General features: G+C 67.2%; 13 protein-coding genes. 5 read left to right on the top strand and 8 right to left on the bottom strand.

Going from position 1 to position 14002, the window contains the following annotated elements; genetic code table 11:
* From VNR91_RS10775 to rpsB, 4 genes are all read right to left on the bottom strand, one after another.
* On the bottom strand, nt 1-235 hold a 235-nt coding region (locus VNR91_RS10775), incomplete at its 3' end, for a ribosome-recycling factor (protein ID WP_325490769.1).
* 14 nt (nt 236-249) lie between these two features.
* Nucleotides 250-972: a UMP kinase gene (gene pyrH / locus VNR91_RS10770; RefSeq protein WP_325490768.1), complete on the bottom strand. Its 723-nt coding sequence runs from the start codon at nt 970-972 to the stop codon at nt 250-252.
* A 205-nt stretch (nt 973-1177) separates the two neighbouring features.
* Nucleotides 1178-2107, bottom strand: a complete 930-nt coding sequence (gene tsf / locus VNR91_RS10765; RefSeq protein ID WP_325490767.1) for a translation elongation factor Ts — start codon at nt 2105-2107, stop codon at nt 1178-1180.
* Between the two features lie 147 nt (nt 2108-2254).
* Complete coding sequence (gene rpsB / locus VNR91_RS10760) at nt 2255-3130, bottom strand: 30S ribosomal protein S2 (RefSeq protein ID WP_325490766.1); 876 nt, start codon at nt 3128-3130, stop codon at nt 2255-2257.
* 295 nt (nt 3131-3425) lie between these two features.
* Between rpsB and VNR91_RS10755 the strand changes: the two genes are divergently transcribed.
* Nucleotides 3426-3650 (top strand): hypothetical protein, encoded by a 225-nt coding sequence (locus VNR91_RS10755; protein WP_325490765.1) that lies wholly within the window; start codon nt 3426-3428, stop codon nt 3648-3650.
* Here the strand turns inward: VNR91_RS10755 and VNR91_RS10750 are convergent.
* On the bottom strand, nt 3601-4410 hold the full coding sequence (locus VNR91_RS10750) for a phosphatidylcholine/phosphatidylserine synthase (protein ID WP_325490764.1): 810 nt from the start codon (nt 4408-4410) through the stop codon (nt 3601-3603). The genes VNR91_RS10755 and VNR91_RS10750 overlap by 50 nt on opposite strands.
* Complete coding sequence (locus VNR91_RS10745) at nt 4410-5138, bottom strand: phosphatidylserine decarboxylase (protein WP_325490763.1); 729 nt, start codon at nt 5136-5138, stop codon at nt 4410-4412. Before VNR91_RS10745 ends, VNR91_RS10750 begins: the two co-directional genes overlap by 1 nt.
* A 149-nt stretch (nt 5139-5287) precedes the next feature.
* Here VNR91_RS10745 and VNR91_RS10740 point away from each other — a divergent pair, with 149 nt between their 5' ends.
* On the top strand, nt 5288-6508 hold the full coding sequence (locus VNR91_RS10740) for an NADP-dependent isocitrate dehydrogenase (RefSeq protein WP_325490762.1): 1221 nt from the start codon (nt 5288-5290) through the stop codon (nt 6506-6508).
* Nucleotides 6509-6625: 117 nt separating this feature from the next.
* On the opposite strand, the gene ybaL is transcribed toward VNR91_RS10740, so the two are convergent.
* On the bottom strand, nt 6626-8212 hold the full coding sequence (ybaL, locus tag VNR91_RS10735) for a YbaL family putative K(+) efflux transporter (RefSeq protein ID WP_325490761.1): 1587 nt from the start codon (nt 8210-8212) through the stop codon (nt 6626-6628).
* Between the two features lie 101 nt (nt 8213-8313).
* On the opposite strand from ybaL, the gene VNR91_RS10730 reads away from it, so the two are divergent.
* Nucleotides 8314-10083 (top strand): cation:proton antiporter, encoded by a 1770-nt coding sequence (locus tag VNR91_RS10730; protein WP_325490770.1) that lies wholly within the window; start codon nt 8314-8316, stop codon nt 10081-10083.
* A 124-nt stretch (nt 10084-10207) separates the two neighbouring features.
* Complete coding sequence (locus VNR91_RS10725; protein WP_325490760.1) at nt 10208-10759, top strand: hypothetical protein; 552 nt, start codon at nt 10208-10210, stop codon at nt 10757-10759.
* A gap of 163 nt (nt 10760-10922) precedes the next feature.
* Here the strand turns inward: VNR91_RS10725 and alaS are convergent, their stop codons facing one another.
* Nucleotides 10923-13580 carry an alanine--tRNA ligase gene (gene alaS / locus VNR91_RS10720; protein ID WP_325490759.1) on the bottom strand — a complete coding sequence of 886 codons (2658 nt, stop codon included), beginning with the start codon at nt 13578-13580 and terminating at the stop codon, nt 10923-10925.
* 83 nt (nt 13581-13663) lie between these two features.
* Here alaS and VNR91_RS10715 point away from each other — a divergent pair, with 83 nt between their 5' ends.
* Complete coding sequence (locus VNR91_RS10715) at nt 13664-13897, top strand: hypothetical protein (protein WP_325490758.1); 234 nt, start codon at nt 13664-13666, stop codon at nt 13895-13897.
* Nucleotides 13898-14002 lie beyond the last annotated feature (105 nt).

Raw genomic sequence — 14002 nt, 5'->3', positions numbered from 1 at the left:
CGACCGGGCCGACGTTCGACTTGTCCCACACCTGCACCGACAACAGCCGGGGTTCGGGCGCCGACACGGTGGCGACCTGGGTGATCGGCATGTGGCTGCCATAGACCTCGACCGTCACCGGATCGAGCAGCGTGACCGAGGCCCGGCCGGTGCGCAGGCCGGTCAGGTCGTGCTTCAGCGCCTCGACCGCGCCGGCCATGCGGCGCTCGAGATCGGATTTGTCATAAGCGGCCATGGCGGTAGTCCTTTTCAGGCGTTGTTCTGGACGACGGTCGACGTGCCTTCGCCGCGGATCACCGCGGCCAGATTGCCCTCGTCCCGGATGTTGAAGACCACGATCGGGATGTTGTTGTCGCGGCACAGCGCCACCGCGCTGGCGTCCATCACCTTGAGATCGTCGGCGAGCACGCGATTGAACGTCAGCGTGTCATAACGTTTGGCGGTCGGCACCTTCTTGGGATCGGCGTCATAGACGCCGTCGACGCTGGTGCCCTTGAACAGCGCGTCGCAGCCCATTTCGGCGGCGCGCAGCGCGGCGGTGGTGTCGGTGGTGAAGAACGGCAGCCCGGTGCCGGCGGCGAACAGCACCACCCGCCCCTTTTCCATATGCCGCACCGCCTTGCGCCGGATATAGGGTTCGCACACCGACGCCATCGGGATCGCCGACTGGACGCGGGTATCGACGCCCAGCTTTTCGAGCGCATTCTGCATGGCGAGCGCGTTCATCACCGTCGCCAGCATCCCCATGTAATCCGCACTCGCGCGGTCGAAACCCTGCGCCGCACCGGCCAGGCCGCGAAAGATGTTGCCGCCCCCGACGACCAGGCACAGCTCATGCCCGGCCTCCTTCGCCGCCGCGACTTCGCCCGCGACCCGGTCACAGGTGGCGGGATCGATGCCGAACTGGCCCTGCCCCATCAGGACTTCGCCCGAAAGCTTGAGAAGGATTCGGTTGAAGCGCGGACGAGTCACATGAACCTGCGAAATCTGGGCGGTGGAGGGAGGCGAGCGGACCTTAGGCGCGGCATCCGGCGATGCCAAGCCGCGAACCGCCGGGCCATGTCGGATCGTGCGATCTGCGGGCAACCAGCCCAAACATGCAAACGGCCGCCCGCAGGCGGCCGTCGTGGCGATACCGGCGACCGGCGACGCGTTCTGCGCCGCCGGTCGACAGGGATCAGTTCGCCTTGATACCGGCGGTCGCGGCGACCTCGGCGGCGAAGTCGCTCGCTTCCTTCTCGATGCCCTCGCCCAGCTGGAACCGGACATAGTCCTTGAGCACGATGGTGGTGCCCGCGTCCTTGCCCGCCTTGGCGACGACGTCGGCCACCGGCGTCTTGCCGTCCATCACGAACAGCTGGCTGAGGAGGGCGTTCTCCTTGGCGAACTTCTTGATCGAACCCTCGACCATCTTGGCGACGATGTCGGCGGGCTTGCCGCTCTCGCTCGCCTTTTCGGTGGCGATCGCGCGTTCGCGCTCGATCACCGACTGGTCGAGACCGCTCTCGTCCAGCGCCAGCGGGAAGGCCGCCGCGATGTGCATCGCGATCTGCTTGCCCAGCGGCTCCAGCACGTCGACGCCTGCGTCGCTCTCCAGCGCGACCAGCACGCCGATCTTGCCCAGGCCGGGCGACTGTTGGTTGTGGACATAGGGGATCACCGCGCCCTGCGACACTTCCAGCCGCTTGGCCCGGCGCACCGCCTGGTTCTCGCCGATGGTGGCGATGTTGTTGGTCAGCACTTCCTCGACGGTCTTGTCGCCCAGCGACGCCGCCTTGATCGTGGCGATATCGTCGCCCAGTTCGAGCGCCACTGCGGTCACGTCACGCACGAACGACTGGAACTGATCGTTCTTGGCGACGAAGTCGGTCTCCGAATTCACCTCGATCGCGGCGCCCTTCGGCCCGGCGACGGCGACGCCGATCAGGCCCTCGGCCGCGGTCCGGCTCGACTTCTTGGCGGCGGCGGCCAGGCCCTTGGTGCGCAGCCAGTCCATCGCGGCGTCCATGTCGCCGTTCGCTTCGGTCAGCGCCTTCTTGCAATCCATCATGCCCGCGCCGCTCTTTTCGCGCAGGTCCTTCACGGCAGCGGCTGTGATCTCGGCCATGTCAAAATCCCTCAAATCTGAAATGAAAATCCGTTCGCACCCAGCTTGTCGAAGTGCCGCTCTTCTTCCGCCGATGTTGCAGAAGAAAGACGGTGCTTCGACAGGCTCGGCACGAACGGGAAAATAATGGGCTGTCGAAGCGCCCGGTTATGCGTCGATCTGGCGCTCGCCCTCGACGGCCGTCTCCGGCGTGCTCGCGGCGGCGACCTGCTCGGCAGCAACCGGGGCCGGCTCGGCAGCGGCGACCGGGGGCAACTCGACGATCGGATCGGCGCTCAGCGCTTCCTCGGCCGGCGGCTCGGCCATCGCGCCCAGATCACGGCCCGACGCGGCCTGCGCCTGCTGCCCGCCACGGGTCGCGGCGATCGCGATCGCTTCGCAATACAGGCGGATCGCGCGGCTGGCGTCGTCGTTCGCCGGCACCGGGAACGCGATGCCGTCCGGGCTGACGTTCGAATCGAGGATCGCGACGACGGGGATGCCCAGCGTGTTGGCTTCCTTGATCGCCAGCTCTTCCTTGTTGGCGTCGATCACGAACATGATGTCGGGCACGCCGCCCATGTCGCGGATGCCGCCCAGGCTCAGCTCGAGCTTGTCGCGCTCACGGGTGAGCTGGAGCACTTCCTTCTTGGTCAGGCCGGCGGTGTCGCCCGACAGCTGCTCCTCGAGCGTCTTGAGCCGCTTGATCGAGCCCGAGATGGTCTTCCAGTTGGTGAGCATCCCGCCCAGCCAGCGGTGGTTGACGAAGTGCTGGCCCGAACGGCGCGCGGCCTCGGCGATCGGCTCCTGCGCCTGGCTCTTGGTGCCGACGAACAGCACCTTGCCGCCCGAAGCGACCGATGCGCTGACGAACTCCAGCGCGCGCGCGAACAGCGGCACGGTCTGCGAGAGGTCGAGGATGTGGATGCCGTTGCGGTCGCCGAAAATATACGGCTTCATCTTCGGGTTCCAGCGGTGGGTCTGGTGGCCGAAGTGCGCGCCCGATTCGAGCAATGCCTGCATGGAGACGACAGGTGCCGCCATAGGGATATCTCCTTCCGGTTGTTCCTCTGGGAAGCGATGACCTGGCCACGTCGAGACGTGGAACCGGGCACCGGTTTATGGGCTTCCCATGCGGTGTGAGGCGGCGCCCTTAGCGAAGTCGCCCCTCGATTTCAAGCGAACAATCGCGCTTGACGTTGGAACATCAGTGGAACATATAGTGGCTCAGATGGGAACATAGGGCAAGGTCGAACGCCCATGCAACCATGGGCAACGTCAAGCGTCTGGAATCATTGGATTCAACCGCGTGGGCGTCTGGGACAGGGAATCTCGGGTGATGACGATCATGGCATATCTCTTGTTCGCCACGGCATTTGCCGCCGCTTGCTGGACGATCTGGGCGACGGTGGCGCCGCGCGCGCGACTGATCGTCGCGTTGCTCGTGCATGGCCCGCTCGACACGGTCGCGACGACGCTGCCCGCCGCGCGGCGTGGTAGCGGACGCGGCGCGATCACCCGGCCGGATGCGTCACGTCCGGCGCCGCTGCGCGCTGCCGCCTGATCCGCTGATAGCCGATCGCGCTCAGCGGCAGCGACAGCAGATAGAGCAGCCCGAGTACGCTCAGCGTCGGCCATGGCGCCGACACCAGCGCGGCGCCGACCGCGACCACGCCGACGATCACCTCGAACCGGATGTTGCGGCGCAGGCGGAACGAAGCCCAGCTATAGGTCGCCAGACTCGACACCATCAGCAGCGCGACGAACGCCAGCCACGGGCCGATCACCCACGGCGATCGCAGCACCGGCTCCTCCAGCCACAGCCACAGATAGACGGGCAACAGCGCCAGCCCCGCGCCGGCGGGCGCGGGCACCCCGGTCAGGAACCCGGCGGATTTGTGCGGCTGTTCCGTCACGTCGATGCGCGCGTTGAACCGGGCGAGCCGCAGCGCGCAGAACACGGCGTAGAGCAGCGCGGCGATCCAGCCGAAGCGCGGCGCGTTGGTCAGCGACCACAGGTAGAGCACCAGCGCCGGCGATACGCCAAAGCTGATCGCGTCGCTCAGCGAATCGAGTTCCGCACCGAACCGGCTCTCGCCGTGGAGCAACCGAGCGATCCGCCCGTCGATCCCGTCAAGGATTGCGGCGATCATGATCATCAGCACCGCCTGTTCCCATTGCTGGGAAATGGCGAAGCGCACCGCGGTCAGCCCGGCGCACAGCGCCAGCGCGGTGACGGCGTTGGGGGCGACCGATCGCAGCGGGATGCCGCGCGCCTCGCGCCGCCGCCGCAGCCGTCGTCGAACCTCGCCGTCGGCGGCCATTATTGCGAGACGCCGGTGGCGCGCTCGGCGCCCCTGCGGCCGATCACCGTCTCCCCCGCCACCGCGCGCTGGCCCAGCGCGACCTGACAGCCGTAATCGTCCGGCAGGTAGACGTCGACGCGACTGCCGAAACGGATCAGCCCGATCCGCTGCCCGGCGGTGACGATGTCGCCCGGCTTGGCAAAGGTGACGATGCGCCGAGCGACCAGCCCGGCAATCTGGGTGAAGCCGACGCGTACGCCGTCGTTGCCCTCCACCACGAAATGCTGGCGCTCATTCTCCTCGCTCGCCTTGTCGAGGTCGGCGTTGAGGAACTTGCCGGAGATATAGACCACCTGCCGGATCGTGCCGGAGATCGGGGTCCGATTGATGTGGACGTCGAACACGCTCATGAAGATCGACACGCGGATGCGCGGCGCCTCGCCCAGCCCGTTGGGGCCGGCCATCTCGGGCGGCAGCGGCACGCGCTCGATCATCGTCACCAGTCCGTCGGCGGGCGAGGCGATCAGTCCGTCCCCCTGCGGCGTCACGCGCACCGGATCACGAAAGAAGATCGCGACCCACGCCGTCAGCCCGATGAACGGCCATGTCAGCAGCGGGACGAACAGCCAGACGACGAAGGTGATCGCCGCCGCGATCATCACATATTTGCGGCCCTCCGGATGGAGCGCGGGGAAACGCCACTTCACCGTCGTCGTGCCGACGGGGGGCTTGTCGAGAGATGCCATGCGCGCGGCATGTACCGATGTCCGCCGCCGACGACAATGCGTGGTTTCTTTCGCGCCGGCTTCCGGTAGCGCGCCTCAAGGTTGATCGACCGCGCGCTTCTGCCTAGGGCATCGCCAAACCTCAAACCCTCCCACAACAGGAAAAGAGCATGGCGAAGATCAAGGTGAAGACGCCCGTCGTGGAGATCGACGGCGATGAAATGACGCGGATCATCTGGGAATGGATCCGCGAACGCCTGATCAAGCCGTATCTCGAGATCGATCTCGACTATTATGATCTGGGGGTCGAGCACCGCGACGCCACCGACGACAAGGTGACGGTGGACAGCGCCAAGGCGATCCAGAAGTACGGCGTCGGCGTGAAGTGCGCGACGATCACCCCGGACGAGGCGCGCGTCGAGGAATTCAACCTCAAGGCCATGTGGAAGTCGCCGAACGGCACCATCCGCAACATCCTGGGCGGCGTGATCTTCCGCGAGCCGATCGTGATCCGCAACGTGCCGCGCCTGATCCCCGGCTGGACCAAGCCGATCGTCGTCGGCCGCCACGCGTTCGGCGACCAGTACAAGGCGACCGATTTCAAGGTGCCCGGCGCCGGCAAGCTGACGATGAAGTTCGAGGGCGCCGACGGCAATGTCATCGAACATGAGGTGTTCGATTTCCCCGGCGCCGGCGTCGCGATGGGGATGTACAACCTCGACGAATCGATCCGCGATTTCGCGCGCGCCAGCATGAACTATTCGCTGGGTCGCGGCTGGCCGCTGTACCTGTCGACCAAGAACACCATCCTCAAGGCCTATGACGGCCGGTTCAAGGACATCTTCCAGGAAGTGTTCGAGGCCGAATTCGTCGACCAGTTCAAGGCCGCGGGCATCGTCTATGAGCATCGCCTGATCGACGACATGGTCGCCAGCGCGCTCAAGTGGCACGGCGAGTTCGTGTGGGCGTGCAAGAACTATGACGGCGACGTCCAGTCGGATCAGGTCGCGCAGGGCTTCGGCTCGCTCGGGCTGATGACCTCCGTGCTGATGAGCCCCGATGGCAAGACGATCGAGGCGGAGGCCGCGCACGGCACCGTCACGCGCCACTACCGGATGCACCAGCAGGGCAAGGCGACGTCGACCAACCCGATCGCGTCGATCTTCGCCTGGACCGGCGGCCTGAAGTATCGCGGCAAGTTCGACGGTACGCCCGACGTGACCCGTTTTGCCGAGACGCTTGAGCGCGTGTGCATCGAGACGGTCGAATCGGGCCAGATGACCAAGGATCTCGCGATCCTGATCGGCCCCGACCAGCCGTGGATGACCACCGAGCAGTTCTTCGAGGCGGTCCGCGTCAACCTCGAAACCGCGATGACCAACTGGCAGTAAGCCGCCCCGGCGGTCATTCCGTCGTTGCGAGGGGCCAAGCCCCGCGGCGATCCACTCGCGCACCGCGCTGGATCGCCGCGCCCGGCACACGCCGGGCTCGCGATAACGGCGTCGCGCTCAGCCGCGAACGGCTTCGGCCATCCGCCGCGCGATTTCCCTCTCGCCCATGATCGTATCGCTCGCGCCATGCGCGGCGAGGTGGGCGACTTCATCGTCATGATGCGCGCGCGCGACGATCAACAGATCGGGGCTGATCCGGCGCGCCTGCTCGACGATCTGCCCCGCTTCGAACGTATCGGGGATCGCCACCAGCAGCACCCGCGCATCGGCGATCCCCGCGCGCGCCAGCACTGCCGGATCCGCGGCATTGCCGACGATCATCTCCGCGCCGGCCGGCAACGCGGCGACATCGTCCTCGGTCTCGATCACCACCAGCCGCTCGCCTTCGATGCTGGTGCCGACCAGCGACCCCACCCGCCCGTATCCGACCAGCACGACATGGCCGCCGCGCGGGGCTACCGGCGCCGCAGACGCATCGTCGCGCCGTGATGGCGCCAGCCGGTCGACCAGCACGAATATCAGCGGGTTGAGCATGATCGACAGGATCGCGCCCGCCAGGATCAGGTCGCGCGCGTCATTCGGCAGGATCTTCAGCGACGATCCCAGCGCGGCAAGGATGAAGGAGAACTCGCCGATCTGCGCCAGGCTGGCGGCGATGGTCAGCGCGGTGCGGTTCGATCGGCCGAACAGGCGGACGATGCCATAGGCCGCCACGGATTTGCCGAAGATGATGATCGCCAGCGTGACGAGCACCGCGACGGTATCGGTCAGCAGGATCTTCGGATTGAACAACATCCCGACCGACACGAAGAACAAGACGGCAAAGGCGTCACGCAGCGGCAGCGTCTCTTCCGCCGCCCGCTGGCTGAGCGGCGATTCGGCGAGGATCACACCGGCGAAGAACGCGCCCAGGGCAAAGGACACGCCGAACAGCATCGCCGCGCCGGTCGCAAAGCCCAGCGCCACCGCCAGCACGGCCAGCCGGAACAGCTCGCGCGACCCGCCATGGGCAACGCCGTGCAGGATCCACGGCACCGTCCGCCGGCCCACCAGCAGCATGAAGGCGACGAACGCCACCACCTTGCCGGCGGTGATCAGCAGCGTCATTCCGATCGCCTGGTTGCCCGCGGCCAGCGCCGGGATCAGCACCAGCGCGAACACCATCGCCAGATCCTCGACGATCAGCCAGCCGACCGCGATCCGGCCGCGATCGGTATCGACCAGCCGCCGGTCGTTGAGCGCGCGCAGCAGCACCACGGTACTCGCCGTCGACAGCGCCAGCCCGAACATCAGGCTGCTGGCGATCGGCCAGCCGAGATAATGGCCCATGCCCCAGCCGAGCACCACCGCGCAGCCGATCTGCACGATCGCCCCCGGCAGCGCGATCGCGCGGACCGACCACAGATCCTTGATCGAAAAGTGCAGTCCCACCCCGAACATCAACAGGATCACGCCCAGCTCGGCGATCTCGTTGGCCAGCCCCTGGTCGGCGACATAGCCCGGCGTGAACGGCCCGACCGCGACCCCCGCAAGGAGGTATCCGATCAGCGGCGAGAGCTTCAGGCGGTGCGCTACCGCGCCGAGGATGAAGGCGAGGACGAGCCCGGCAACGATGATGCCGATGAGGGGGGTGACATGATGCATGGCGGCATGATTAGGGAAGCGACATTGCGATGGCGAGCAATCATCGATTTTTTTTGCGACGGGACTGGCGCGGAGCCTCCATAATTCGCAACAATAGAATGATGCCGCTTCAGCTCAATTCGCCCGCGTTCAGTGACTCGCTCGTCGTCCTCGGCGCGGCCGGATTGGTGATCCCCGCCTTTGCCCGGTTCCGCATCAGTCCGGTGATCGGCTTCATCCTCGTCGGCATTCTGGTCGGCCCGGCCGGACTGGGCCGCTTCGTCAACGAATTCCCGTGGCTCTATTACCTGACGATCACCCACAGCGAATCGATAGAACCCTTCGCGGAACTCGGCATCGTCCTGTTGCTGTTCGCGATCGGCCTCGAACTGTCGCTCAAACGATTGTGGTCGATGCGCGGCATGGTGTTCGGGGTCGGCGCGGCAGAACTGTTCGGCGCCGCCGCGATCATCGCCGTCGGACTGTTCATGCTCGGCCAGGGGATCGACGGCGCGATCGGGATGGGGCTGGCGCTGGCGCTGTCGTCCACCGCGCTGGTGCTGCCGCTGACCGGCACCGAAAGCCGCGTCGGCCGCGCCGCGTTCGGCATGTTGCTGTTCGAGGATCTGGCGCTGGTGCCGATCATCTTCCTGCTCGGCGCGCTCAGCCCGACCGCCGCCGGCGCCGGCTGGGTCGGACTCGTCAACGTCGTGATCACCGGCGGAATCGCGGTGGCCGGGCTGTTCGTCGCCGGCCGCTACTTCCTGCCGCGCCTGTTCGCGCAAGCCGCGCGCACCAAGAGCCCGGAGCTGTTCCTGGCCGCCAGCCTGATCGTGGTGATCGTCGCCAGCCTGGTCACCACCGCGTCGGGCCTCTCGCCGATCGTCGGCGCGCTGATCGCCGGCATCCTGATCGCCGAAACCGAATACCACACCGAGGTGGAAGTGATGACCGCGCCGTTCCGCGGGCTGGCGCTGGGCGTGTTCCTGATCACCGTCGGGATGCGGCTCGACATGAGCGTGGTGTTCAACAACTGGAGCACCTATTTCCTCGCGATCCTGGGCGTGATGGCGGTCAAGGTCGCGGTGACCAGCGTGTTGCTGCGTTTTTCTGGCAGCGGTATCGGCACTGCCGCCGAAACCAGCGTGCTGATGGCCAGTCCGTCCGAAACCACGCTGATCGTGCTGGGCGTCGCGGGTACGGCGGGGCTGATCCAGCCGTCCACCTCCGCCTTCTGGACCACCGTCACCGCGATCGGCCTGACGATCACGCCGCTGCTCGCCACCGCCGGCCGCTCGATCGCGCGCATGCTCGAGCGACAGGAAGCGCCCGCCGCGCCAGAAGTCGCCGACGCGCCGGGGACCATCATCCTCGGTTTCGGCCGCGTCGGGCGAACCATCGCCGATTTGCTGCGCGTCCATGGCAAATCATATCTGGCGGTCGATGCCGATATCGACGGGGTCAACGCCGCGCGACGGCAGGGCTATGATGTCGTGTTCGGCGACGTTTCGCGCGGGGAGCTGATCGATCGGCTGCGGCTGGCCCACGCAGACGCGCTGATCCTGACGATGGACGATCCGGTGCTGACCGTCGCGCTCGCGCGGCGGGTGCGCGGCTGGGTCCCGAACCTGCCGATCATCGCGCGCGCCCGCGACGGCGTCCATGCCGCCGAACTGTACAAGGCGGGCGTCACCGACGCGGTGCCCGAGGCGATGGAAAGCTCGCTCCAGCTGGCCGAAGCGGTGCTGGTCGACATCGGCGTGGCGATGGGCCCGGTGATCGCGTCGATCCATGAGAAGCGCGACGAGATGCGCAAGACGATCAAGGAGGCCGCCGGGCTCGATCGCGAACCCCGCCTGCGCCGCGCGCGCAAGGGAGAGGAAGCTGCGTAGCTAGTGATTCGGCTCGACTGACCGCAGATGATGCTGGATTCGCCGCATTCCGAACCCGGCGATGAACCCAGCCTGCCTAAACTGCGTCGTCTGACTGACACAGGCAATTTTGGGAGACGATTGAATGATGATTTCCGCAGCGATCACGCTTGCCACCGCACTGGCCGGCGTGCCGGCGACGACGGCACCCGTGGCGCCGGCAACCCAGGAAGCAGCCCCCGCCACCCCGAGCGTGGGCGAAACCGTCCATGATTCGGCCGGCGCCGTCATCGGCACGGTTGAGGCGGTGACCCCGCAGGCGGTGGTGATCAAGTCGGGCACGCTGTCGATCCCGGTCGCTCCCGCCTCGGTCGGCAAGGGCGCCAACGGATGGGCGATGGGCATCACCAAGGCCGAGCTGGAAGCAGCCGGACAAAAGGCGCAGGCCGAAGCGCAGGCGCAGCTCAAGGCGGCGCTGGTTGCCGGCGCCGAGGTCAAGGACCGCACCGGCGCGGCAGTGATCGCCACGGTCAAGGCGGCCGACGATCAGTTCGTGACCGTGACCAGCGCGCAGGGCGCACGCGAGGCAAAGCTGCCTGCGAATGCGTTCGGCCTTACCCCGAACGGCATCGTCATCGGCATGACCGCCGATGAATTCAACGCCGCGGTCGGCGGCGCCGCCGCTCCGGGCAAGTAACGGAGCAAAACCCGGGTGGTATCCGATTGATTGGATTGGATATCACCCGGCACTGGGCGGGGCCTACGGCCGCAACGGCCATCCAGCGATCGCGATCACGATCGCCTGCGCCAGCGAGCATTTTTGGCGGAACCGTTAGCGCCTGAACGGCCGGCCTGAAGGGTCAGGCCGTCGCTTCGATTCCCGCCAACACCGCCTTGACCGCAGCGATCGCGTCGGCGCCCTTGTCGCCGTCGGGGCCGCCGCCCTGCGCCATGTCGGGACGGCCGCCGCCGCCCTGCCCGCCCAGCGCGGCCACCGCCGCCTTGACCAGATCGACCGCGCTCAGGCGGGCGACCAGATCGTCGCTGACTCCGGCCGCGACCGACGCGCGCCCGTCGTTGACCGCGACCAACGCGACCACACCCGATCCGATCCGCGCCTTGGCCTCATCAACCGCGCCGCGCAGCCCCTTGGCCTCGAACCCGTCGAGCAGCTGGCCGACGAAATTGATCCCGCCGACCTGCTCCGGCCCGGCCGCCTCGGCCTGCCCGCCGCCCCCCAGCGCCAGCGCCTTCTTCGCCTCGGCCAGTTCCTTTTCGAGCCGGCGGCGGTCCTCGACCAGCGCGACGACGCGCGCCGGCACCTCGTCGGGTGACGCCTTCAGCGCCGCGGCGGCTTCCTTCAGCTTGTCGTCGCGCGCCGACAGATAGGCGCGCGCCGCCTCGCCGGTCAGCGCCTCGATCCGGCGGATGCCCGACGACACCGCACCCTCGCTCACCACCTTGAACAGCCCGATCTCGCCCAGCGCGTTGACGTGGGTGCCGCCGCACAGCTCGACCGAATAGGTGCCGTCGGCATCCTCGCCCATGCCGACCACGCGAACCTCGTCGCCGTATTTCTCGCCGAACAGCGCCATCGCGCCCATCTCGATCGCGTCATCGGGGGTCATCAGCCGCGTGGTGACAACGCCGTTGCCGCGAATCTGCGCGTTCACGTCGGCTTCCACCTGCGCCAGTTCGGCCGGCAGCATCGGGGTCGGGTGGCTGACGTCGAAGCGCAGCCGCTCCGGCGCGACCAGCGATCCCTTTTGCGCGACGTGGGTGCCCAGCCGTTCGCGAAGCGCGGCGTGCAGCAGGTGGGTCGCGGAATGGTTGCCGCGAATGCGCCGCCGCCGATCGAGATCGATCGCCAGCCGCACGGTATCGCCCACCTTCAGCGAGCCGCTCTCGATCCGCGCGACATGGCCGTGGAGCTTGCCGACATGCTTTCGCGTGTCGCTGACGATCGCGTGCGCGCCGTCGGCGTCGATCGTGCCGGCGTCGCCCACCTGCCCGCCGCTTTCGGCGTAGAACGGCGTCTGGTTGACCAGGACCTCGACCTCTTCGCCCTGCGTCACCTGCTCGACGCGCGCGCCGTCCCTGACCAGCGCGACCACCTCACCCTCGCCGATGTCGGCGGAATAGCCCGTGAATTCGGTCGCACCCTTGTCCTCGGCGATGTCGAACCAGACGTCCTCGCTCGCCTTGGCGCCCGATCCCTTCCACGCCGCGCGCGCCGCCGCCTTCTGCTCGGCCATCGCCGCGTCGAACCCGGCGCGATCGACCGCGATGCCCTGCGGCCGCAGCGCATCCTCGGTCAGGTCATAGGGGAAGCCATAGGTGTCATAGAGCTTGAACGCGGTGGCGCCGGGCAGCGTGTCGCCGGTCGCCAGGCCCACGCTCGCTTCATCGAGCAGACGCAGCCCGTTGGTCAGCGTGCGGCGAAACTGGGTTTCCTCCTGCAACAGCGTCGCCTCGATCAGCGGCTGCGCGCGGACCAGCTCGGGGAAGGCCGCGCCCATCTCCGCCACCAGCGACGGCACCATGCGGTGCATCAGCGGCTCCTTGGCACCCAGCAGGTGCGCGTGGCGCATCGCGCGCCGCATGATCCGGCGCAGGACATAGCCGCGCCCTTCGTTGGCGGGCAGCACGCCATCGGCGACCAGGAACCCGGACGAACGCAGGTGATCGGCGATCACGCGGTGGCTGGCCTGCGTAGCGCCGGTCGTGGCGGTGCCGGTCAGCGCGCCGCTCTCCGCGATCAGCGCCTTGAACGTGTCGGTATCGTAATTGTCGTGGACGCCCTGCAACACCGCCGCGACTCGCTCCAGCCCCATGCCGGTGTCGATCGACGGCTTGGGCAGATCGCCGACGATCTGGTCGGCTTCCTGCAGGAACTGCATGAACACCAGGTTCCAGATCTCGACGAAGCGGTCGCCGTCCTCATCGGGCGATCCGGGCGGGCCGCCGGGGATATGGTCGCCATGGTCATAGAAGATCTCGGAGCACGGCCCGCACGGTCCATCCGATCCCATCGCCCAGAAATTATCCTTGGTCGGGATGCGGATGATGCGATGTTCGGGCAGCCCGGTGATCTTGCGCCACAGGTCGAACGCCTGATCGTCGGTGTGATAGACGGTGGCGGTCAGCTTGTCCGCCGGAATGCCCCACACCTTGGTCAGCAGCGTCCAGGCGTGGATGATCGCCTGTTCCTTGAAATAGTCGCCGAAGCTGAAATTGCCGAGCATTTCGAAGAAGGTGTGGTGGCGCGCGGTATAGCCGACATTGTCGAGGTCGTTGTGCTTGCCCCCTGCGCGCACGCACTTCTGCGAACTGGTCGCGGTCGAATAGGGGCGCGTCTCCAGCCCGGTGAACACGTTCTTGAACGGCACCATGCCGGCGTTGACGAACATCAGCGTCGGATCGTTTTGCGGCACCAGCGGCGCCGAGGGGACGCGGGCGTGCCCGGTGCTCTCGAAATATTCGAGGAAGGAACGGCGGATGTCGTTGGTCGAGGTCATCAGCGCGACTTAGGCGACGCCCCTGTTACACTCAAGCATTCGCGCATAGGATCGCATGATCCCGGGAAGACGTGACAATGCGAATGTGGCTGATCGCGCTGTTTGCCGGCTTCGTGCCCGGCCTTGTCCAGCCCGACGTCAAGCCCGATGCGCCGCCGCCGGCCACGACGCTGCCGCCACACCTGATCTGCGGGGGCGCCGATTCGACGGCGTCGTGTCCCACGCTCCTGCCCGGCTATGGCAAGGATGGCTCCGCGATCACCATGTTGACGGGTGTTCTACGAAGCTCGCCCCGGCAGGTCGCGCACGATCTATGATGATCAGGTCGGGGCGGTCACCGAGCGGACGTCGAGCACCGGCCGATCCGGTCGATGGCGGCAAGGGACACGGCAAGCGGACATGGATTGGGCGCGCGTTCGCCG

Origin of the sequence: Sphingomonas sp., from assembly GCF_035555815.1 — a bacterium.
In the GTDB taxonomy this organism is placed as follows: Bacteria; Pseudomonadota; Alphaproteobacteria; order Sphingomonadales; family Sphingomonadaceae; genus Sphingomonas.
Note: the sequence above shows the minus strand (reverse complement) of the source record. Positions and strands in the feature narration are given on the sequence as shown.

What these genes read in the sequence shown, in the direction of transcription:
- tsf (WP_325490767.1), bottom strand. Translation starts at nt 2,107, where the DNA reads ATGGCCGAGATCACAGCCGCTGCCGTGAAGGACCTGCGCGAAAAGAGC.
- rpsB (WP_325490766.1), bottom strand. Translation starts at nt 3,130, where the DNA reads ATGGCGGCACCTGTCGTCTCCATGCAGGCATTGCTCGAATCGGGCGCG.
- VNR91_RS10755 (WP_325490765.1), top strand. Translation starts at nt 3,426, where the DNA reads ATGACGATCATGGCATATCTCTTGTTCGCCACGGCATTTGCCGCCGCT.
- VNR91_RS10750 (WP_325490764.1), bottom strand. Translation starts at nt 4,410, where the DNA reads ATGGCCGCCGACGGCGAGGTTCGACGACGGCTGCGGCGGCGGCGCGAG.
- VNR91_RS10745 (WP_325490763.1), bottom strand. Translation starts at nt 5,138, where the DNA reads ATGGCATCTCTCGACAAGCCCCCCGTCGGCACGACGACGGTGAAGTGG.
- VNR91_RS10740 (WP_325490762.1), top strand. Translation starts at nt 5,288, where the DNA reads ATGGCGAAGATCAAGGTGAAGACGCCCGTCGTGGAGATCGACGGCGAT.
- ybaL (WP_325490761.1), bottom strand. Translation starts at nt 8,212, where the DNA reads ATGCATCATGTCACCCCCCTCATCGGCATCATCGTTGCCGGGCTCGTC.
- VNR91_RS10730 (WP_325490770.1), top strand. Translation starts at nt 8,314, where the DNA reads ATGCCGCTTCAGCTCAATTCGCCCGCGTTCAGTGACTCGCTCGTCGTC.
- VNR91_RS10725 (WP_325490760.1), top strand. Translation starts at nt 10,208, where the DNA reads ATGATGATTTCCGCAGCGATCACGCTTGCCACCGCACTGGCCGGCGTG.
- alaS (WP_325490759.1), bottom strand. Translation starts at nt 13,580, where the DNA reads ATGACCTCGACCAACGACATCCGCCGTTCCTTCCTCGAATATTTCGAG.
- VNR91_RS10715 (WP_325490758.1), top strand. Translation starts at nt 13,664, where the DNA reads ATGTGGCTGATCGCGCTGTTTGCCGGCTTCGTGCCCGGCCTTGTCCAG.